This is a genomic window from Lutispora thermophila DSM 19022 (genome assembly GCF_900142105.1).
GTDB lineage: Bacteria > Bacillota > Clostridia > Lutisporales > Lutisporaceae > Lutispora > Lutispora thermophila.
In genome coordinates this window covers 40334-63860 of sequence record NZ_FQZS01000006.1, presented here as the reverse complement: position 1 = coordinate 63860, position 23527 = coordinate 40334, and the positions used below count along the sequence as shown (strand labels likewise).

17 protein-coding genes are annotated in these 23527 nt (G+C 38.0%); 1 reads left to right on the top strand and 16 read right to left on the bottom strand.

Features of this window, described 5'->3' with window-relative positions:
• Positions 1–67: 67 nt before the first annotated feature.
• Positions 68–952, top strand: a complete 885-nt coding sequence (locus tag BUB48_RS17520; protein WP_139249912.1) for a methyl-accepting chemotaxis protein — start codon at positions 68–70, stop codon at positions 950–952.
• A 304-nt stretch (positions 953–1256) separates the two neighbouring features.
• On the opposite strand, the gene BUB48_RS04735 is transcribed toward BUB48_RS17520, so the two are convergent.
• From BUB48_RS04735 to BUB48_RS04665, 16 genes are all read right to left on the bottom strand, one after another.
• On the bottom strand, positions 1257–6248 hold the full coding sequence (locus BUB48_RS04735) for an S-layer homology domain-containing protein (protein WP_073025105.1): 4992 nt from the start codon (positions 6246–6248) through the stop codon (positions 1257–1259).
• Complete coding sequence (locus BUB48_RS04730) at positions 6241–7425, bottom strand: hypothetical protein (RefSeq protein ID WP_073025104.1); 1185 nt, start codon at positions 7423–7425, stop codon at positions 6241–6243. Before BUB48_RS04730 ends, BUB48_RS04735 begins: the two co-directional genes overlap by 8 nt.
• 100 nt (positions 7426–7525) lie before the next feature.
• Positions 7526–7846, bottom strand: coding sequence for a hypothetical protein (locus tag BUB48_RS04725; protein ID WP_073025103.1), 321 nt, complete (start codon positions 7844–7846; stop codon positions 7526–7528).
• A 258-nt stretch (positions 7847–8104) separates the two neighbouring features.
• Positions 8105–10066, bottom strand: a complete 1962-nt coding sequence (locus BUB48_RS04720) for an ATP-binding protein (protein WP_073025102.1) — start codon at positions 10064–10066, stop codon at positions 8105–8107.
• Positions 10063–10791, bottom strand: a complete 729-nt coding sequence (locus tag BUB48_RS04715) for a LytR/AlgR family response regulator transcription factor (protein ID WP_073025101.1) — start codon at positions 10789–10791, stop codon at positions 10063–10065. The genes BUB48_RS04720 and BUB48_RS04715 overlap by 4 nt, the downstream gene beginning before the upstream one ends.
• A gap of 366 nt (positions 10792–11157) precedes the next feature.
• Complete coding sequence (locus tag BUB48_RS04710; protein WP_073025100.1) at positions 11158–11616, bottom strand: flavodoxin domain-containing protein; 459 nt, start codon at positions 11614–11616, stop codon at positions 11158–11160.
• Positions 11617–12168: 552 nt separating this feature from the next.
• The gene (locus BUB48_RS04705) at positions 12169–12684 is read right to left on the bottom strand and encodes a DUF2812 domain-containing protein (RefSeq protein WP_073025099.1); all 516 of its coding nucleotides are present in this window, start codon (positions 12682–12684) and stop codon (positions 12169–12171) included.
• Positions 12677–13009: a PadR family transcriptional regulator gene (locus BUB48_RS04700; protein ID WP_073025098.1), complete on the bottom strand. Its 333-nt coding sequence runs from the start codon at positions 13007–13009 to the stop codon at positions 12677–12679. The genes BUB48_RS04705 and BUB48_RS04700 overlap by 8 nt, the downstream gene beginning before the upstream one ends.
• Before the next feature lie 187 nt (positions 13010–13196).
• Positions 13197–15134 carry an ABC transporter ATP-binding protein gene (locus BUB48_RS04695; RefSeq protein WP_073025097.1) on the bottom strand — a complete coding sequence of 646 codons (1938 nt, stop codon included), beginning with the start codon at positions 15132–15134 and terminating at the stop codon, positions 13197–13199.
• Positions 15134–16870 (bottom strand): ABC transporter ATP-binding protein, encoded by a 1737-nt coding sequence (locus tag BUB48_RS04690; RefSeq protein WP_073025096.1) that lies wholly within the window; start codon positions 16868–16870, stop codon positions 15134–15136. Before BUB48_RS04690 ends, BUB48_RS04695 begins: the two co-directional genes overlap by 1 nt.
• 4 nt (positions 16871–16874) lie before the next feature.
• On the bottom strand, positions 16875–17354 hold the full coding sequence (locus tag BUB48_RS04685; RefSeq protein ID WP_073025095.1) for a MarR family winged helix-turn-helix transcriptional regulator: 480 nt from the start codon (positions 17352–17354) through the stop codon (positions 16875–16877).
• 284 nt (positions 17355–17638) lie between these two features.
• The gene (locus BUB48_RS04680) at positions 17639–19375 is read right to left on the bottom strand and encodes a methyl-accepting chemotaxis protein (protein ID WP_073025094.1); all 1737 of its coding nucleotides are present in this window, start codon (positions 19373–19375) and stop codon (positions 17639–17641) included.
• Between the two features lie 154 nt (positions 19376–19529).
• Positions 19530–19664 (bottom strand): hypothetical protein, encoded by a 135-nt coding sequence (locus BUB48_RS18810; RefSeq protein WP_278308945.1) that lies wholly within the window; start codon positions 19662–19664, stop codon positions 19530–19532.
• Positions 19649–20320 (bottom strand): hydrogenase nickel incorporation protein HypB, encoded by a 672-nt coding sequence (hypB, locus tag BUB48_RS04675; RefSeq protein WP_073025093.1) that lies wholly within the window; start codon positions 20318–20320, stop codon positions 19649–19651. The genes BUB48_RS18810 and hypB overlap by 16 nt, the downstream gene beginning before the upstream one ends.
• A gap of 15 nt (positions 20321–20335) precedes the next feature.
• Positions 20336–20680, bottom strand: a complete 345-nt coding sequence (locus BUB48_RS04670) for a hydrogenase maturation nickel metallochaperone HypA (RefSeq protein ID WP_073025092.1) — start codon at positions 20678–20680, stop codon at positions 20336–20338.
• A complete protein-coding gene (locus BUB48_RS04665; protein WP_073025258.1) occupies positions 20673–23438 on the bottom strand; it encodes an FAD-dependent oxidoreductase in 2766 nt (921 codons plus the stop codon). Before BUB48_RS04665 ends, BUB48_RS04670 begins: the two co-directional genes overlap by 8 nt.
• Positions 23439–23527: the final 89 nt, after the last annotated feature.

The window sequence follows — 23527 nt, the reverse complement described above, 5'->3', positions numbered from 1 at the left end:
CTTGCTTCAATCAATAGATAATAGTGCATTAAAACTAAATAACAACACGGAAGATGTAAAAATAAATATGGAGAAAATCAATAAAGATAGTCAATCAATCTTGGAGTCAGTAGAACAAATGGCCATAGCCAAAAGCAGCGAGGCAGAGAATATAGTCCATATAAATAATGTGGTTCAGCATTCCTTAGAGAATATGGAAAAAACCGCTGAAGTATCACAAGAGGTGGCAACTGAGTCCCAGCAAATGAACCAAGAAATGCAAGAAAACTGGAATAAAGTTAATCAGGTTGCTATGTATATGAACACTTTAAACGACTCAGTCCAAACCACAACATCAACTGTAGATGAATTGCAAGAAAATATTCAGAAGGTAAATTCATTGTTGCTCAGCATAGAAGATATTGCCGGTCAGACCAATTTGCTAGCCTTAAATGCAGCCATTGAAGCAGCCAGAGCAGGTGAACAGGGAAAAGGTTTTGCTGTTGTGGCTGAAGAAGTTCGTAAGCTAGCTCAACAAAGCAGTGAGATAGCTTCCCTTATTAAGGATGTTACACATGGAATATTCGAAAAATCAAAGGCTGCACAGGAGAAATCTCATGAAGGAAAGCAGGCTGTCGAAGATGGAAAACTTCTTCTGCAAGAAATTACCCAGTCCTTTACTGCTATGAAAGAATCCTTTGCTATGATCAGTATGCAGCTAAAAAATAACATGGATACCATAGGGCAAACTACTGAAGGATTACAAAAGCTCAGTGAGAAGATTGAAATGGCAGTAAGCGTTACAGAAGAAAACACAGCAACTACGGAAGAAATTGTTTCAACCATTTCTGCACAGAACGAATTTATTGATATAATTTCACAATCTACATTGCAGTTGAAAAACTTAAGTCAGGAATTATTGAAATTATGCAAGTACCAGGGAGAAGATCTCTTAAGAGTTAATCAAAAATAGAATTACCATAACCATTTTAATAAAGCAAAAGGCTACCCTTTTGCTTTATTTTTATCCTTTTATACCCATACTTTCGAAAATTATTTATTTCACTTTTCAATTCTTCCTCATCAATCCTAGGAGATATCTACCTAACAACTTGGCTTCCTCTGATTTAAACTCAGATTTTTAGTAAAAAAAGCCCTTGATACGTATTCTAAGAGACATATCAAGGGTTAAATATGATGATGTTTTGATGGTTATTTAATGTACAGATTTAGTTCTGCATACCTTAGTTCAAATATAGCACTGATTAATATTTGAATTAATTAGTTTTTCTCACACCGTTTTCATCCACTTCATAGCCATCTACTTTGGTACTGACTGCAAGAGAACCATCATCATTGAAGTAATACCATTTGCCTTCAATCTCAAGCCACTTACCAGCCACCATGCTGCCACTAGAAGTAAAGTAATACTTTACATTTCCTTCCCTGAACCATCCAGTAACAGGCTTTCCGCTTTCACCGATGTATTGCCATCCGCCTATAGTATTCTGGCTCCAGCCTCGTGGTGCACCCTTGTCGATAACAAGCTCTATAAATCTACGCAGTATGGTTGAAGACTCTCCACGAGTTGCATCACCCTGAGGATCGAACATATTGTTATCCTTGCCTTGCATGATGCCAGCCTGCTGAATGGCTTTTACAGCATTCTTTGCGTAGTCAGCTATCTTCTCATTATCGGAGAAAGTAACTATTGCTAAAGAAATCGGTAGTTCATAGCCTGTAGCTTTGGCATAGTTTTGCATCATTACAGCCATGTCCTGACGGCTGATCTTCTGCTTAGGGCCAAACATGTTATTTCCTATGCCCTTTACAACTTGATTTTCTGCCGCCCATTCAATGTACGGCATAGCTGGGTCACTATCTTTAACATCAGTAAATCTTGATGTCTTATAATCGCTTACATCCACACCGTATAGTTTGCCCAGTGCCATCAGGAAGTCAGCACGTGTAATGAAGTCATTTGGTGCAAAGGTACCAGCACTTATTCCTGTTATCAGACCACGGCTAGCGACAAAATCAATATTGTCCTTGGCCCAATGATTTGCTGTATCGGTAAACGCCGGAGCCGAAGCCATATAGCCTACACCATAAGTTGACAGTCTATTTCTTTGGAAAGTCAATCTTCTGTTTTCATATTTGGAGTTGTTAAGCAATTGGGGTCTACCATTTTTGTCCACATATACACCATATAGGTTATTGGTATTTTCACCTAGCACAGGTTTATATGGTATACCCAGGGTAACCGTGCCATTGCCGAAGTTTGTAACATATTGTGTATTTCCATTCTTCTGATATGCCACAGTTATATCAAACACCGGTCTATTACCTATAAGCTTCTTCGCCTCGTGAGACAACTTTTTCTGCACCTTGGCTGAAACTGTAACCGTACCAGTTGATTGCTTGTCAATCTCAGCAATAGCTTCACTGTCAAGGGTTATATCAAACACAGAGGAACCGATTTTAACATACTTCACGCCGGCTTCTTTCAATAAGTCTATAACCCCGGCATCCAAGCTGACACTCAAGTTATCCCATGTGCCGCTGCCGGTAACTGTGAATTCTACCGCAATGCCTTCTGCTTCCTTACCGGATTGCTTAGCAGCATTTTGAGCTGCCTTTATGGCGTCCTTAACCATTTGCTCGGTAACCTTTGCGGAGAGAACACCATCTTTAGCTGTGCCGGTTATGCTCATTTTTTCTACTGTTGGCATATTGGACTGTTTATCAGTAGTTATCTTTGATGTATTTGTGCTTGTATCTGTACTTGAAGAGTTTCCCCTATCTCCTCTATCACTGTCATCTTTGCTATTGTTAGGAATATCATTATTGGTTTTTTCACCACGAACAACCTGCGCTGCCGTAGCAGTGAATAAACCAGCCGCATTTCTTGCTATCAATGGTATCGACGTGCTTTGGTTCTCACCCACTTCGGGATAAAGATTACCACTAATTGCGAATTTCCCGTTTTGGTCGGCAACCACTTCATTTACATCCATTATTGCTCCAGAAACATAATTATCAACATTTACCACTGTTCCGCTTTCCGTATGTCCCGTTATTGTGAATCTACCGTTATAGTAATCCGCCTTGAAAACAGGATTATCCAACGAAATAGTTGGTGGTGTATCCGCCAATCTTAGCCCGATATAATCCACCGTAGTATCACCTTCTTCATCTGTAGCAGTGACCTTGAGATTGAGGGCTCCTGCAACAAAATCATCAGGAGTACTGAAGGTTAATGAAAAAGCTGGAGTATCAGTTTTTCCTATAACACTATTATCATCCATTCTGGTTACAACAATATTTGCCGCCACATCAGAGTATATTGAAATATCTTTCTTACCGCTGATATAGATAAGCTTCATTCCATCACCAGAAAGAGACGGGCTATAGGTAAGTACCGGGAATGTGGCTTTTGGAAGCAGCTTAGCTTCGCTCAAGGTTTCTGCACTTTCTATTGCTGAGCTATCGTTTTTTCCATCATTGTCACTGTCTATAAGATATTTGAAGGCTGTAATACCTACTTTGTATTTCTTATCTGCTTCTAAATGATTATCCTTATCACCTACTGTAATAGCCATATCCAATGAATAGAATCCACCATGACCTGTTTTCAGTTGAGAAGCTTCAAGCTGATAGCCCATACCGGTAGAAACATACTTCCCATTTTCCTCCTGATATAAAGTGATGATATAACCGTCCACATCTTCACCAGCAGGAGCCTTCCACTTAGCACGCATTACTTCGTTACCTATGGATTCCAATCTCACGTCCTGAGGCTTATCTGGTTGTTCGGTGTTTGTGTAATGTACTGTATTGTTAAATTCATAGGTATCTGTTCTCACATATGAAAACTCATCAGCGTCTATGTTCCCGTTACCGTTAAAATCATCCTCAATCTTCTCAAACAGATTTACGGTAACATAATAATCTCCTGTTGGAGCAACATTACCTGACAGATTTAGGGTTTCATCGATACTGCCATCGAACTTAACTTCACTCTGGCTCAATATATAATCGGTACCGCCCTTTTCAACTCCAAGATAGGTGCGGATGATATATTCGGTACCGTCAGCTCGATCCTTAACATTGCCTGTCAATTGGTCACCACTAAGTTTCATATTGTATAAGGATGCATATGGGCTTGCATAGATGCAGGCTATGTCAAAGTTCATGATGGAGTTGATATCATAGCTGCCCTTTTCAGGAAGCTTAAATAACACATAATTGTTATTCACAAAGGCAATCGGTTCATTGTCATCTTCATCTATGAAATTACCATTTTTATCTACGACTTTACCATCTTCATTAATTTTAACACGCACAAGACTAATGTCTGAACCGTCTTTTTTCACATTCAAAGTTTCAAGCAAATCCTCTGCTGTTCCATCCTGTGGTCTTATGAAGAACGACAAGTATTTAGTGTCAGGAGCACTCTCTTTAATTTCCACAGTATAGCTATTATCGCCCTTTGCATTAATAGTCACACCTTTGTCTTCAGCATCGTTTTGCACAACAGAGGTAAGACTTATTGTAGGCGTTTCACCGTATACAGCATCTGTAACAGTAATATGGCCATTACTTTCACCATACACTGCATCTGGAACCGTGAAAGCATCGCTTAGTGCAGTGCTTGCAGTGAGCAGCATCATATTATCACCAAAGACTGCGATGCCTACCTGCTTACCGGTTTCTTCATTCAGAAGAGGAGCTTTACTTGACATTCTTAAGTTTTTAGGTCTGGGATCAAATGGGTCAAACTCAGACCACGGCCAATCTCCTATTTCGAAACCAACATCTCTTTCATGGAATATATAGTAAACTCTAAATGGCATTCCAAACCAACCAGTATAAGCAACACCACCGTAAAGGGATGCATTTCTGATTGCAGACTTAGCCACATCACCCAGCCTTGAAGTTAAATCCTTATAATTCGAAATGTTTTTTAAGTGTGAAACATCAATTACAGTTTGACCGCCCAATACATAGTCAAACTGACTACCGAGAATTGTTATGCCACCTATTACCTTCCACTTGTCTGGTGTCTGCAACTTTCCGTAGAGCTTGCCTTGGCTATCCACAATAACATAAATTTTTGACGGAGAAGAATAACTGTCTAATCCAACATACGCGAAAGCATTGACCTCTCCTCCTGCCTTTATGACAGCATTTTCACCCTTCGGAACTCCTATGTCTACTAACAATCCGCCGCCAATCTTTAGACCTTTGTATTGAACGTTATTATACTTTCGTATTTCTCCAGCAATCTCACCATACAAGCTAAGTTCTTTTATGACTTCCTGTTCCAGTATGGACCCCGGTGCTATAGTTACTTTAAAGTATCCTGGACCTACTGTGGTTGTAGCCTTCCCTTCGAATATTTCTAACACTGATGCCTTAGCAGAAAGGGATAATCTCATAGGAGGAATAGCGAAAAAGTCACCTTTGATAGTATCCGCAAGACCGCTAAAGCCGCCACCAACACCGTTTAGTTCAGCTACTACCACCGGTGGCACAAGGGGGATACCCTGCTCTGAAGCTTGGAAAAAGTAGAGTGTATCAGGGAAGAGCATTCCGTTTTGTATGCGCTTAAGCTCAACCTCAGCCTCTGCTTCAAACATATCATATACATTTATCTCCATTGTAAATCTGTAACGCTCTTCGCCAGGGAATGTGTTGATTTCACCTTCTACTTTTGCGGTTTCCATTCCAAGCAATTCACTCATGTCAACTTTACCGGAGGCCTCAAATCCAATAATTCCGAAGGTACCGTCTTTTTTGTTACCTGCACCTAAACGATTCAAATTAATTTCTGCAAGATCGTACATAGGTGTCTTCATGCTCAACTCTCCGCCGAAAGTTAAATTACCGTTTTCTTCGGCAGTGACACTGTCTATAACACTTACAGCACCTGGTATATCAAGATGTAAGATTGACAGGTTATTGTCAGGATCAATTTCAATTTTCAACTTACCTTCGTCAAAGCTGAATTTAAGACTCGTATCCTTTGATCCGTTTTTCGGTTGATAGAACTTAAATGTTGGTGCAGACAGACTGACACCAGTGGCCTTTATTTTTCCGTCCTTTGTTATTACTATTCCTGCTTCTTTATCATTTATTGGCCATGATGCCGTAATTGCAGGAGCCAGCAGCAAGGAATTACCTTTAGTTCTATAGTCACCGTTTTCATTCTCCTCAAATTCACCTTGAAAAACTGCCAGCAGGTTTTCTCCATAATCATTACTCACTGTTTCCAGGTTTTGTTACAAGCTTATTGCCATCTTCTATAATACCTAAATATGTTGCATTACCGGTTATAATCACCGGGTCCGGTGGAGGGTTTTGGCCTGTAGTATTGGAGAAGAGATCTCTGAAACCCCAAAGGGCCCTTGCATTATAACCATCTGCTTCTACAATATCATGCGCGACATAAAGATAATATCCATCATATCTCAGATACTTACCATAATCATTTAAGTCATTGTATTTATCTGCAAAGTGTCCTTCTATACCGACATATAGTTCCCCTACCCATTTCTGTTCCTCTTCATTCCAGGCCCATCCTGTGGCATCTACATATCCGTTTAATGCAACGAACTGGTTTGCATATGTAAAGGAATCGGTATATACCTCGTTCACATCTTCAGCATTCATAAATTTAAATCCATCTTGTGGAAATAATGGCGACGAATAATAGAGTTGGTTTGGCCGGTCATCACTAGTATAAGATTCTATAATATGCCTGTTTACTCGTATATTGGGTTTGACACTATGTCCAACAGTACCGAAGTTTTTATGAATTGTAGTCCAATTCAAAACATATTCATTATTAACAAAGGAACCCGTAGTTTCTAAGAGTGTCGCTCGTCCTTCTATTCCCCAGGTTGTACCGTCGTCATTGTAATCTTTGTAAATAATAGCTGTCCTTTCATGATATATATCATGGGCGCCACGATCCAGTTTTACAATTTTATAACAAATTTCTACAATAAAATATCCATAATTTTTAGTACCTATTTGCAACGTTTGTATAAGTCTAGGGTTATTCGGGTCACTGTTATCAATTCTAACGTCTTTCTGAGTTTGATCCAAAATACTAGTGAAATCCAAATCCCATGATTCTACTCCTTTATATTGTAAGAAAAATATATTCTTTTCTGTATAATCAGAGAAATTGATATTATTAATACTCTTCTGTGACGGATATGTATGCAAATTTCCGTCAGGACTGATGTAAAAACCTATGTAATCATTTTTCAGATAGTTTATCTTTTTTCCATCTACGGTTTCCACACCTGCAGTTACACCGCCGGGATTATAGTTCATAGCACCTACATAGGCATGCACCGGCATTGGCAACATAGTAAGCATCATAGCTACACACAGCAGCATACATAAAAGTCTTTTCATACTTTTTGATTTCATTTTCTTATCTCCTCTCCTTTCAATATTTTCCCTTTTGCATTTCATTTTCTGTTTCTAATTTGAAAAACTTCTGTGAGCTTGTCCAAGATGTCTGCTACACCTAGTAGAAGATGGAAATCAAGCTCCTAATTGCGGCCAGGTAGATGTCTTTCTCCACTTCAACATATCCAGCGATCCATTCAAAGGGTTTTATCAGGCTGCCCCGCGGCAGGATGGGAATTGGCTTTTCATCGGCTATAAGAAGACAATCTGCATCATTATGAGGTTGTGCAATACCACCGATTTCCCCGATTATTGTAAAATTTTCATCAGGGTAAAGTTTTTTCATTTCCTTTACTGTCCGGTAAGGAAGTTTGATTCCGCTGTGAGGCTCTCGATAAAATTTCAGAGTCTCAGTCTGTGGGTAGATCCGATATAACATCGTAATCACCTCTCATATATTATAAAGAAAAAGTATGGAAAAATATAATAAATTGCGAAAATAACCTTTATTTTGGCGAAATTAGATAGAGAAAAGTACCTGTAAAATTGTAGAAGCCAGCAAAAGCAATTATTGCTTTACTGGCTTCTTATGCTAATAAACCATGTCTTTTGGTCTTTTTACAGACAAACACTTCAGTATACCTATGCTATTTTTAATTGACATAAAAAACCTGCAAATAGTTTGCAGAGTATATAATTATATTAATTCCAGGACAGCCTCTCCACCATTATCTAATATATTAGGAAAAGCCACCATAAGAGTGAAAATCCTCCCGTTATGTTCTGTTTTCATAAATCCACCATTAGATTCTACTATCCTTCTAATATTTTTCATTCCAAATCCATGAGACTTTTCACTTTTTGTTGTGATACAGCTTCCATCTTGAATATTAATAAAGCCATTATAGGAATTCTCAATTTTTATAAGAAATTGGTCATTTATTGCTCTTGCCTCTATGGACACAAACCGTTCTTGCTGACTATCTATCTTATTACATGCTTCCATAGCATTCTCTACCGCATTACCCAAAACAATGCAAAGATCACTGTCGCTTATAGGCAGCCTCTTTGGAATGCTGCAATTACAATTAAACTGAATATGTCCTTTCTTTGCCATTAAAGAGTAATATCCCAAAATAGAATTAGCTACAGCGTTATCGCAGAATACTGGAAGGGGTTCTGTTTCCGTAATTTCATCGTATTCGTGCAAAAAGCGTTTTAATTCATCGTAACGACCATCCTCAGAAAGCATCTTGATTACACCGATAAAGTGGCGGATATCGTATTTTATCTGGCGAATCTCATTCATCTGCTCACTTAATGCATTATAATACTCTTTTTGTATAGCAATCTGACTCTTCGCCTGCATAAGCTGGAAAGACGATACTACATAGTCATTATATATACTCCCTATTCGGAATGCATATACTAAGCATAGTATTATCATGTACACGGAAAGGGATATTATCAGAGCCAGTGACATATTGAAATAAATATTGCCGTTTATATAATAGCAGTCGATAATCAATCCTGAAATAGCAAGGATAGTCCCCCAGTAAACCAAAATACCGTGCTTTTTTAGATTATGCCGTCCATAATATACCTTAAAAAAGCAATGAAACTCTATGGCAAAAGCAGAGACAGGCAGTAGGATAGTCAGATAGCGATTATAGATACCATAAGGAGTAAAATAATACACCAGATATATGATAGTATAATAAAGTAGAAATCCATACTTCTCCTTACGCAAAAAAGCAACTCCAAACTGCTCCTGAACCAAAAAAATCATTAGCAGTTTCAGCAGAAATGTGGCAAGGAACATCAAATCATTGGTAGCTTCATAAGAAAGATTAAAAAATATCTTCTTCTGCCAGAAGCTGTAGAACTCAGTGGTCAACATGAGACGCATGAGTACTAAAAATGCTATAGCGGGAAGCCAAGCTGAATATACTCCTTTACGTGAAAACAGCATGTATATGACAATCAATACAAAAAATGAAAACAAAACTGTTCCAAAAAGAATAAATCTAATGTTGGTTCTGTCACTGTTTTCCTTTATGGTTTGATCATGATCCTTTAAAACTGGAGCCATATAAAGTCCAGAAAATCGTGTGCTTGCCACCTCAATAACCAATTCGTGATCTTCACCTGGTGACAGTGTAACAGGGTAAATCTTAGCTTTTGGAACTGTATTTATTTCTTCAACATCCTTTGATACAGTACCACTCTCAGCAGTCATAATTCCATCAATAAATACGCGATAGGCGCAACCAAAATCCGGCAAGTAAACTGTTATAGGCTTGGGATACTCCAACCCTTTCAAAGTAAGCCGATAACTTCCGAAACCTTCAGCGGGCAGCCATTCTCCGTCAATTCTGTACTTTGACCAATAATCGGGAACTCTTATAAAAAAATCCTGCTTATACTCTTGCTGAAGGTCAGTGACAATCAGACGATTCCAAAAAAATTCCCAGTTCCCGTCAAGAATTATTGCTCTATCAGGAGAAAGCTTTTTTAAATCTATACTTCCGTCAATTGCCTCAGGAGCATCGGTAAAGAAATGATAAAAAACAGTATAAACAACAGGTATATGAGTAAGTAATATTACAAAGACCAGTCCTAAAATCAGATTAGCTTTTATATACTTTGACTCTTTCATTTCAAAAATCCTCTTCCCATATGAGAGAATAAGTAAGCATAGTATTTTTCTTTTGCATCCTTTAAGCGCTTTTTTGATATGCTAATCATAACCTGTCCGATGCTGAAATGTGTCTCGCCCATTTTAGTGATATGAGCAGCATTTACAATAAAACTCTGGTGACACCTTATGAATGCTTCCTCTGGCAACTCTTGTTCTATTTCATCAAGCTTGCCATAGCACTGCACATTACTTCCATCTGACATATGAAACAATATAAGCTTGTCCTGACTTTCTATGAACTGGATATCACGCCAATCAATGCTGTATATGGTGGACTTATATTTGATACTGATTTTATATCTGCTTTGACTATTAATCTCATCTACAGCACGATCTAACACACAATATAGTCTTTTTATGTCTATGGGTTTTAATATATAATTGAAGGCAAATACCTCATATGCCTGCTGAAAATAATCCTTGCTCAATGAAATGAAAATAATCTTGATGTCCTTTTTCATTCTGCTTATTCTCTGAGCAATTTCCACACCATCTACTCCAGGCATATAAATGTCCAAAAAAAGAATATCTACAGATATTTTGGAACCTAGAAAGTCTTTAATCAGCTTTTCCCCTCTTGTATAGATGCTAATCTCAAAGGTATTGTCATAGTTGTAAAGGGCTTTTGTCAGGAGCAGCGCATCCTCTGAGTTATCATCGCAGATGGCAATCTTAATTGCCATAAGACCATCTCCTCATAATATGAGTAATCAACTCTGCAAATTCCCCATATAGTAGCCTGTATTATGGGGAGATTCAGTTGTTATGGTATTAATGATAAATTAAAATAAGCAAAAGTGCTTATTTTAACAATATTGCATAAAATAATGTATCCTTCAATAAAGTATAACAATATAATACTTCTAATATTTACATTATCAAGCAATTAAATGCCAAAATCAAGCATATCTTTAGTCCTATTATTTATGGTTTCAGTATGTTTACTTTCAAAAAACTCCCAAATCAAAAACTAGTTTAACAATGTAATATTGCTCATAATATTAAAGCTCACAAAAATTACAATCTAGTGAAGAATTTTGAAAAAATATCTATAGTATGCTTTTAATAAATTTTTCTGCATTCCTGAAATCTTTATCATTAGGATGTCCTTGTGATAACTTCCCAAAAACATCAAAAATCTTTTTATCGCTAAAGTCGCTTGCTGTAAAGCTTCCCTTGCAAGCAAAGCTTCCCTTGTTTATTGCTCCCTTTGATTCTAACAATCTAATCAATTTACTGTTATAAAGTTTCATTCCAACTCCACTAGTTGAAAACACAAATACATTTTTATCTTTCAAATCCAAGCTTTCAACCAGCTTAAATAATTTTGGTGACAGATTTTCTTTGTATACCCCTGAACCAAAGCCTATAAGATCATAATCACTGACGTTAACATTCACTGCATTTTTTATATCTATTAATTCAAAGCCATATTTTTCAGCAAACATCTGTGCAATCTTTTCAGTATTTTTTCTATATGTGGAATGATAAATGATCAAGGTTTTCATAAATAGCTTTCCTTCCTTTATTTCTATAGTAAATTGAGTCTAAATATTTGTGATTTTAGTAATTGGTTGACTTAAATTACAATAAGCTTCTTACCATATGGTCATATGTTTACTATATTATGTTTTATCACAAAAAATACTTCCAAGCAAATAATCTGTTTATTAAACTATTTACCTTGGAAGTATTATATCAAGATAATTTATTTCTATGATTATTGATCCATACAACCGCCATCTATTACAAGTTGTGTTCCAATAATATAACTACACCAGGATGTACAGAGTTAACATGGATATTATCATAGACATATGTGATGGTGTCTTTCTTTGTCATGACAGTACCGCATCTTTAGCAGCAGTATTGAAAACTTGATCAGTTAGCTTATGATCACCTGTAATATCTGCATTATATATTAACATTCCAATGTGTCTTCATTTCTCATTCACTACCCTTAACATCTGAATACAACTTTCTTCACTTGAAACATCATGCTGGAATGGGTTGTAAATAAAAATCTTTTCTTTGTGAGCGTTTTTAAGTGTTTTCAACTATTAACTAATATTTTTGCGTAACTTTCTTAAGGATCTGCTAAAGCCCAGGTATGGCAAAAATGTAAAAACAAAGCAAGTACTTATGGCTATCAACACTATTGATTCAATAAATCCTAGGTCAATCATTCTCATAATTATAAGCCATGCAGCAAGCAAAATTCCAAAAACACTGGCCCATTTACCGCTCTGCTTTTGATTCCTGAGAAGTACTTCTTCTTCTGAAGCTTTATCACTGAAAATAGGAACTGTTCCTTCCTTTGCTCTGAAAATCTGATAACCAGGTCCAATAACTACAGGATGCCAACCGCTTGCTTCATAATAGGACAGCATATCCTTATCTATTGTCAGCTCCATGTTTAAAGCATAATCATAATCGCATGGATCACCTTTCTCAAAACGATAGAGCAATCCCTTCATTCCAACTAAATGCCATCCTTTTTTACTCATGTCTTTCAAAAGCTTCATATCGTGTTCAGGCATCATTGCTAGACCACTGCACATTTTATATTTAGCCATGATTTTTACCTCCCAACCACTTTTCTGCAATAGATATCAGATTCTTACGATAATCAAAGTTATTCTTTAATATTTTTCTTCCCTCTTCGGTTATCTCATAGATTATCTTTGAATCCTCTTCACCAACATCCATAATCCATCCAGCATCCTTTAGCTTTTTAAGTGTAGTATACATAGTTGCAGGACCAATCACTATAATACCATCTGTCATATCCATAACTTCCTGCATTATCCTATATCCATGTATTGGTTTAAGTGTTGCTAAAAGTATTAGAAAAATACTATCAGTCAATTCTCCCGTTTCATAAGGACTTATCTTTGCCATAATACACCTCTATATATCAATGATTGATATATTTATTATATCAATCATTGATATATAAATCAACAAAAAATAATGCATAAAATGGATATTGTATAGTAGATCCTTTTAGTGCATTATTTTTTAACTAAAATTCAAAGCATCTTATATTTAACACTTACTAACAGTCTAATTTCACTTTTGTATACTCTTAATCCAGCTCAATGGCTCCGGTATAAAGCTGATAATATCTTCCTCCCATCTTAATAAGTTCATCATGAGTACCTTGCTCTATAATTTCCCCATGTTCTAGCACTATAATCTGATCAGCATTTCGAACAGTAGATAACCTATGGGCGATTACAAAGGTAGTTCTGTTTTTCATTAGCTGGTCCATACCACGTTCAATATGCTTTTCTGTCCTTGTGTCTACAGAGCTGGTTGCTTCATCCAGTATCAGAATAGGTGCTTTTGATATAGCTGCACGTGCAATATTCAAAAGCTGACGCTCACCCTGGCTCAAATTAGCGCCATCTCCTTCCAATACAGTATCATATCCCTGGGGCAGTCTTTCGATAAAGGAATGGGCACATGCTATCTTAGCAGCTGTAATAACTTCTTCATCGGTAGCATCTGGGCGCCCATATCTAATATTCTCTCTTACTGTACCAGAGAATAAATGGGTATCCTGAAGTACCATCGCTATATTTCTTCTTAAAGAATCCTTTTTGATATTCTTAATATTGATACCATCTATCAATATTTCTCCCTCTTCAATTTCATAAAACCTGTTTATGAGATTAGTAATGGTTGTCTTTCCTGCACCTGTAGATCCAACAAATGCGATTTTTTGTCCGGGTTTTGCCTTTACATTGATATTTTTTAACACGGTCTTACCAGGAACATAACCAAAGGTAACATTTTTCAACGTCACTTCCCCTTTTATTAATTGTGCTCCTTCCACCCTATTTCCTTCAGCACATATTTCTATTGCATCTTCCTGATCTGATGTTTCAGGAGCCTCATCCATCACTTCAAATACTCTTTCTGCTCCTGCTAACGCAGAGAAAATTGTGTTCATCTGCATTGATAGTTCACTGATAGGTCTTGAAAACTGTCTTGAATAGTTGGTGAAAATTGTAAGACCACCGATATCAAAATTCTTGGTCAGGCACAGAATGCCACCGATGGTTGCAGATAGTGCATAACTTATTTGGCTTAAATTTCCCATGACAGGCCCCATAATACCACCGAAAAATTGTGCTTTCATTTGCTTGTTACGCAAATCATCGCTTAAAAATTCAAATTCGCCCATGGCTGTTTCTTCATGGCAGAATACCTTTATTACCTTCTGGCCTGTAACAGTTTCCTCAATATATCCATTAACTGCACCAAGAGCTTGCTGTTGACCTATAAAATATTTTCGGCTTTGCTTTCCTATCATGCCTCCTGCGTATACCAATAAAGGCACTGTTACAATAGTTACTAACGCCAGTATCCAATTTGTAACAAACATCAGTGTTATAGTACCAATCAAGGTAAGAACACCTGAAAAAATCTGGGACATGGTATTATTGAGCATTTCCCCAACGGAGTCCAGGTCATTTGTAAAACGGCTCATGACATCACCATGGGTATGCGTATCATGATATTTAACAGGAAGCTTCTGAATCTTGCCAAATAAATCTTCCCTGATTTTGATGAGTGCCTTTTGGGATACACCTATCATGATTCTCTGTTGTAGGTAAGAACATAATACTCCTATCATATAAATACATGCCATTATAAGAATACCAACTACAAGATTGTTTATTTTCTCTTCTGCAGTTCTGTCTGCAGCCACCAAATTATTAATTATAGGTCTTAAAACATAACTTCCAGCTAAACTGGCCAAGCTGCTGACTAATACACAAGAGAAAACAAACAGTATCTTAACCTTATCCCGTCCAATATAAGCTAACAATCTATTTATGGTGGCATATGCGTTTTTTGGTTTGCCACCGCCTATGGAGCCACGTGGTCCTCCTGGACCTTTAGATCCCGGCCCTTTAGGTAATCCTGGCCTTCCAATTATATTAGCATTGCTTTCCTTTTTGCTTCCATATCTTCGCAATAACTCTTCTTTTCTTTTTTCACTTATATAACTCATTATGCTGTCACCTTCTTATCCATCTGTGAGTAATAAATCTCATTATATGCTTCACATTTTTGCATCAGGTCTCCGTGAGTACCCACGCCCACAATCTTTCCATCATCTATAACGATAATCTTATCTGCATCAATTACGGAAGAAATTCTTTGTGCAATGATGATTTTGGTTGTATCTTTCAGCTCTGTTTTCAAACTTTCTCTAATTTTTGCTTCTGTTGCCGTATCAACTGCACTGGTGCTATCATCAAGAATCAGAATCTTTGGTTTCTTCAACAGAGTTCTAGCTATACATAGCCTTTGCTTCTGTCCGCCAGAAACATTGACACCGCCTTGGCCAAGCTCTGTCTCATACCCTTCTGCAAAAGAAGAGATAAATCCTTGGGCTTGTGCACTTTCTGCACATTTAAATACCTCATCATCACTGGCATTTTCGTCGCCCCATTTGAGATTATCTTTAATGGTACCGGAAAACAGAACATTTTTCTGGAGCACAATACCTACTCCGTTACGAAGGTTCTTGAGCGCATAATCTTTTACATTGACACCATCAACCAGCACTTCTCCACGGTCTACATCATATAATCGGGGAATTAGCTGCACAAGAGTAGATTTGCCAGATCCTGTTGAACCGATGATGCCAACGGTCTCTCCTGGATTGATCACAAGGTTTACATTCTCCAAAACCCATTTTTCATTGTTTTTGTAGTATTTAAAATACACTTCCTTAAACTCAACTTTTCCATATTGAACAGTAATATCCTTGTGTAAAGCTTTTTCATCTGTAAGGTCAATGTCCGTGCAAAGAACTTCATTGATACGTTTTGCAGATGCAAGAGCTCTGGAACTGTTTAAAATTATCATTGAAACCATTATAAGAGATATGAGAATCTGTGCAACGTAGTTTATAAATGCAGTGAGAACACCGGTAGTCATATTGCCTGCAACTACCTGATTTCCACCAAACCACACTACAGCCAGTGTTGTCACATTCATGGCAAACATCATAAGAGGCATAGTAAATATGACAACCTTCATTGCATTTACAGTGCTTTCTTTTAAATCCTTATTGGCTTTTGAAAACTTATCTTGTTCATAGTCCTCTCTAACAAATGATTTTACAACCCTGATGTTAATTAAATTTTCCTGCGTGACAGTATTAAGCGCATCCAGCTTCTTCTGCATTGTTTTAAATCTAGGAAAAGCTACTTTCAAAATGAAGTAAATCGCAAGAGCTAACAAAGGTATTACACACAAAATAACCAATGCCAGTTTTGAATTGAGTGAAAAGGCCATAATAAGGGCACCGATAAGCATTCCAGGTGCTCTTAAGGCCAACCTTAACATCATTTGAATCATGTTTTGCACTTGAGTGATATCATTTGTCAAACGTGTAATCAAAGAACCTGTATTATATTGGTCAATATTGGTAAAGGAAAATTCCTGGATTTTATTGAACAAATCTTTTCTCAAATCGTTTGCAAATCCAGAAGATGCCTTGATGGCAAAATATGCTCCTCCAACACCACCTGCCATCATGCCCAGTGCTGTTATTACCATGGTTACACCCATTGCTATTATATAATAAATACCTCTGCCACCATTTACTCCATAATCTATGATATTGCTCAATAAAAGAGGCATCACAACTTCACCGATAACCTCTACAATCATAAGAATGGGACCTATGATAAATGCAGACAAATATGGTTTTGCGTATTTCCAATAACGTCTCATTGCATTATTTCCTTTCTTTTTTCGATTTTAATTCATCTTCCATACTATTCAAGTTGTCATTCAGCTTTTGCAAAAGAAGAAACAATGTAAGCTTCTCCTCTTCCGTAAATCCCTCAAATACCCTTCCGTCTACCGAATCAAAGATTTGTTTGCTTTGTTCCACAACCTTCTTTCCTTTCTCAGTGATGGTAATCTTGTTGAGCCGGTTATCAACTTCATCCATTTCTTTCTTGATGTATCCTCCCTTTTCTAATTTTTTCAAGGATACAGCTATGGTTGCTGCAGATACATCCATTGACTTAACAATATGGTTTTGTGAGGCATTCTGGTTATGAAATATTTCCATCAATAAACGATGCTGGGCCTGGTAGACACCGGTCTCATCAAGATAATTTTGCATTATTTTCTTGTGCTTAATAGCAAAATTAATTAGTTGATATATAATTTTCCTATCCTCGATATTATTCATACAGTCATTATCCATATTTTCACCGCCTTTATATTTATATTTTTATTAGCTCATTAATCATTAACATCATAATTATTAGCTAGTTAAATATTTTCCATTATATCACTTTATATTAACGAATGTCAATGCTGGTTATGCTCTATCCTTGCAGAATAAAAACAATGAATAAATGAGAAAAATATAGAGAGATTTAAAGCTCAATATTTGCTTTATAATCTCCCTGTACATGAAATTATTATATTATGATTTGGCAATAAGTATGATGTAAAAACTTGTACCGATACAATCAATCAATGTTGCTATACTTTAAATCTGGCTACCAAGGCGCTTAATTTCTCAGCCATTTCCGCCTGAGACTGAGCTGTACTAGCCACTTCCTCCAAGGCCTTAGTTGATTCTAGCGAGCTGTCGCTTATCTCTGCAGAAGATGCGGTTGCCTCCTCAACAGTTGCAGATACTTCTTCAATTGCTCTTCCTATTTCTTCAATTGAGGCAGCAATCTGAGAAGCAACAGCAGCGAATTCATTAGTCAAGCTTTTTACAAAAAGAGCGTCTTCAGCATACTGTTCACCAGTTTTCTCCAGCATGTCATAGTCAGGTGTGACCTTCTCATCGATAAACTTCAGTATCTCCTCAGTATTGGCAGAAAGCTTCAAAACAGCAGCATTAACTTGCTTTATTACCTTATGAATTTCTCCTGCAGTGCTAACGGAGTGTTCGGCCAACTTTCGAACTTCATCGGCAACTACTGCAAAACCACGTCCATGCTCACCAGCACGAGCCGCCTCTATGGCAGCATTTAAAGCCAATAGGTTGGTTTGCTCTGCTATTTCCGTAATGACATCCGCCATTTTATTAATTTCCCCTACAACCCCTACCTCATCAATAGCCAGTTTAATTTCCCGCTCTTTTATATTATAGATGTTAATGGCTGTTTCCTTGGATAAACGAGCCGAATCCTTCATCTCTTCTGCCCTTTTCATAATTTCTTCTACTTTTTTCTCTCCATCAATGGCTTCTTCCTCCATCTTACTGGCCTTTTTTCTGATACTAGAACTAGCTGTTGCTACCTCTTCTACAGAAGCACTTATTTCTTCCATTCCTGATGCAACTTGCTGGATCGAGCTAGTTATGTTTTCACCTTGTGCACTGACTTCTTCCACAGTAGCAGAGAGTTCTTCGCTTGATGCGCTGGTTTCCTCTACTGATTTTGATACATCTATAAGCATAGCATGAATTCTGTAGCTCATTTCATTAAAAGCCTTGGCCAACATTCCCATTTCATCTTTACGATGTAATATCTTATCTGCTATTTCATGAGTAAAATCACCTTCTGCCATAAGGTGAGCTTCTGCTACTAAGACTCTAATTGGTTTAGCAACCATCCTCGTTAATAGAATTGTACAAGTCAAACAAATTATAAAAGCAATAATTAGCAATAGAACAGCTGTATTTCTTGAACTATTGAATTTTGCCAAATTAGAAGCCATTATATCCACAGCAGCCTGATCATTTACTTCTTTCATCTGAGTCAAAATACTGGCAATTTCTTCTCGCATATCCATTGCTCTCTGATCATTTATCTCCACAGCCAAATCAAAGTTGCTATTTCTTGAAGCTTCTATAATCTCATCTCTTACAGTACGATAATTAGTATTGACTGCTGTCAACTTGTTTAGAAGCTCCTGTTCCTTTGGCAAAAGATCGAGTTCCATATATTGCTTAACATATACACTATTCTCTTCCAGTAATTTATTCAGATCTTCCACTGCTTCATCAACTACAGCTTCATCCTGTAGAACTGCTGTCTTATAGATAATTCTTTGAATTTCCGTTGTTGCTTTTTCATGATTTACTTGAATCTTGCCCAATATCATATTGGCATGAAAGTAATTATCATAAAAATCCTCTAAGCTTTTATGCAGCTCATTGGCAGTATACAGTCCATTAATGCCTACTATTATTGTAATGATTAGGATTACAGCAAATGAAGATAAAAGCTTGGTTCTGGTTTTTAGATTGTTAATAAAACCCATTTCCACATCTCCTTTTAAACATTTCTTTTGAGCCCAGCTTTTTCTTAACCTGACTTAAGGATCTAAAAAAAAGAAACCTCTATGCATTAGTCTCATAGAGGTTTCATGCTGCCGATTGTATAGAATATGTAACTTAAGCCTTTGTCATAAAATTCTAGGCTTTTGTCAAGCTTTCTATTTTATATTTATCTTTATTTGCATTATAACCTATTTCCATCTTTACCACAACATTTTTCGCTAATTTTTCCTTACTTTTTACATTTTGTAATATTTTTAATTCTGATTCCATTCCTTTACTTGCTGTCTGAGCCAACCTACCCAATCATCCATTCCTTCACCTGTCTTAGCTGAAAGGGGGAATATCTTCAGCTTAGGGTTACGCATATATGCATATTCCTTAACCTTGTCTATATCAAAATCAAAATAAGGCATTACATCAATTTTATTTATAATAAGAACATCGCAAACGGTAAAAATCAGCGGATATTTCAGGGGTTTATCATGTCCCTCAGGAACTGATAGAATCATGGCATTCTTCACCGCACCAGTATCGAACTCAGCAGGGCACACCAAATTACCCACATTTTCCAACAAAACCAGGTCTAAATCCTTTGTGCCTATTTCCCTCAATCCCTGTTGAGTCATGCCAGCATCCAAATGGCACATACCACCAGTATGGAGTTGAATGGACTTGACTCCAGTGGTGGCAATTTTCTCTGCATCTACAGCGGAGTCAATATCAGCCTCCATAACACCAATTCTCATATCATCCTTAAGTGCTTCTATGGTACGTATTAGTACTGAGGTTTTTCCACTTCCAGGCGATGACATAAGGTTAAGGAGAAAAGTTTTCTCCTTCTTTAGTTCTTCTCGGAGACGATCCGCTTCCTTGTTGTTATCTGCAAAAATACTTTCCTTAACTTCAATGATTCTGACTTTTTCCATATGTTATCCCTCCACTTAACAGGCAACTATTTCTTTAAGGTTAATTTCATTTCCCTGCACAAGATAAGTCCGCTCACTGCCACAATGGGGACAGATTCGACCATGTTGCACAGTTTCATATATATTTTCACAGCTTTCACAATAAGTCAATGCAGTTATCTTTTCGATAAGAAGCTCTGCATCTTTCATTAGTTCTTTCTTCTTAACTGCCCATTTCCAACAGTCAGCAAGCTCCTTGGGTATCACACCGGATACCTCTCCCAACTCTAAAGATACTTTAGAAACTGAAGTGACTTTATTGTCTTCAGCAACCCTTTCCACGACTTTAATTATATAAAAGGCGATTCCCAACTCATGCATTTTTCTTTCCTTTCTTTCTGCTGAACTTAATCTTCAATCCTCGTTTAATCATATATGGCAGAATCACTTTCAGCTTATCTTCACTTCTAACCATTTTGCTGCACTCTGGACGCTCACGATAAAGGTGGATGGCGTCAAAAACACATTTTGTAGTACATATACCACAGCCTATGCATTTGTTTGGATCGACCACTGATGCGCCACAACCAAGGCAACGGGCTGTTTCTTTTTTCACCTGTTCTTCCGTGAAGCCAATACGATCATCTCGGAAGGTCTTTGCTAAAGCTTCGTTATAACCGATTCGCTGTCTTGGCGAATTGTCAAAATTGGCAGTATCTATCACAATATTATTCTTATCCAGCTCAATAAACTGACGACGATTGCGGCCAATTGTCAAGCTGGTATTGGGCTGTACAAAGCGGTGCAAGGATATGGCACCTTCCTTGCCGGCAGCAATGGCATCTATGGCGAATTTTGGTCCTGTATAGGCATCTCCTCCGACAAAGATGTCCGGCTCAGCAGTCTGATAAGTCACAGGATCGGCCTTGATGGTTCCGTTGGGATTAAACTCAACCTTCGTACCATCTAGCAATTTACCCCAATCTGCTTTCTGACCGATACAGTAGAAAACCATATCGCATTCCACAGTTTCGGTGATGTTTTCATCGAAAGAAGGAGCAAATCTTCCATCTTTATCTTTCACAGACAAGCACTTTTTAAATGTAATACCTGTTGTTTTGCCGTTATTGGATAGAATTTCAACAGGCCCCCATCCAGCCCGAATGATGATGCCTTCTTTCTCACATTCAGTACGGTCTTCCTCACCGCATGGCATCTCATCATAAGCCTCAAGGCAATACATGCTGACGCTTTCAGCGTTGCATCGGAGGGCAGTCCGAGCTACATCACAGGCAACATTGCCACCTCCTATGACAACAACTTTGCCACTAAGTTTAGTATTACCTTCTAAATTGACCTTTCGCATGAAATCTATACCCGATACAACTCCTTCACTATTTGAACCAGGAATGTTTAGTTTGCCACCGCTCTGAAGCCCAACAGCTATGTAGAAACCTTTATAACCTTGACGACGCAACTCGTCAATGGTGATATCCTTGCCAACTTCAACGCCGCATTTAAACTCAACGCCCATTTCACGAAGAATATCAATTTCTGCTTCAACCACGTCTTTCTCCAATCGGAATGACGGTATTCCGTTCATAAGCATGCCGCCTGGTCTGGATTCCTTCTCAAACACCGTAGGTTTATAGCCCTTTTCTGCAAGGAAGAATGCACAGGTCATACCTGCAGGACCTCCTCCAATAATGGCGATTTTTTCTTCAAAACTGCCTCCAACCTTAGGTATGATAGGCTCAGGTATATATCGAGTCTTGGCATCCAAATCTTGCTGAGCAATAAATCGTTTTACTTCATCGATGGCAACAGCCTGATCTACCGTACCGCGGGTACATGCATCCTCACATCGTCTGTTGCAGATTCGACCACAAACTGCTGGGAAAGGATTTTCTCTCTTTATCAGTTGCAATGCATCACGGTATCTACCCTGTGCCGCCAGTTTCAGATAGCCTTGAACTGCAATATGGGCTGGGCAAGCAGTCTTGCAGGGAGATGTACCTGTATCATAACAATTGATGCGGTTTTTATCTCTATAATCGATACTCCATTTTTCCGGTCCCCATGGCGTATCATCTGGAAGCTCAACTCGTGGGTATTCAATAGGACCATCCTTTGTGCAGAGTTTCTGTCCGAGTTTTACGGCACCGGCAGGACAATGCTCCACACAACGACCACAAGCTACACACTTCTCACTCTCAACTCTTGCAACATAAGCACTGCGGCTCAAATTGGGAGTATTAAAAAGCTGGGAAGTACGCAAAGCGTTGCATACATTAACATTGCAATTGCATATGGCAAAAATCTTGTTTTCTCCGTCTATGTTGGTAATCTGATGGACAAAACCGTTATCCTCCGCCTGTTTGAGGATATCTAACACTTCATCATAAGTTATGTACTGACCACGGTCTGTCTCCACTATGTAGTCCGCCATATCCCCAACAGCAATACACCAGCTTTCTACATCGTCACCACAGCCTTCACCCAGCTTGGCTCGGCTTGCACGACAGGAACACATGCTTTTAGCGTACTTGCCCTCATACTTCTTCAACCAGTAGGAAATATGTTCCACGCTTACGGATTGGTTTTCCGTCTCAATGGCTTTTTCCACCGGTATGACATGCATTCCGATGCCAGCACCTCCTGGAGGTACCATTGGCGTAACCTTCTCCAAGGGAAGGAATGTCATGCGTTCAAAAAAAGCAGTAACCTCAGGATGCTCTTCAATTTGTGATTTGCGCATATTAAAAAATTCTGCACTGCCAGGAACAAATCGTGGAAGCACATACTGCTTTTCATGCCTAGGATTTTCCCAATTGTACTCTATAAGGCCAATGTACGCCATTTCTTGCAGTATCTTCTCCAAATATTCTTCATCCTTGCCTGTCAGCTTTACAAGTTCCTTCAGTGTTTTAGGCTTACGTACTCCCATTTTTAAAGCAACATCTGCCATCTCATCGGTAACCAAACCGGCAAGACCCCAGTACTCCGGGTCATCTCCTGTGACGCCTTTCAACTTTGCAGGAAGGCGATCAGTGATCATTTTTCCCAGCTTAATTATCTTTTCTCGAGGCGCATCAGTACGTGGAATCTCAAAGGACAGTTTGCTCTCATCCAATGGCATGTTAGACTTGGTCTGCTTACTCACAATTACCCACCCTTTCTTTAAGTTATCTATATTACAGACGCATTGTTGCGTCAGGAAATCAATTT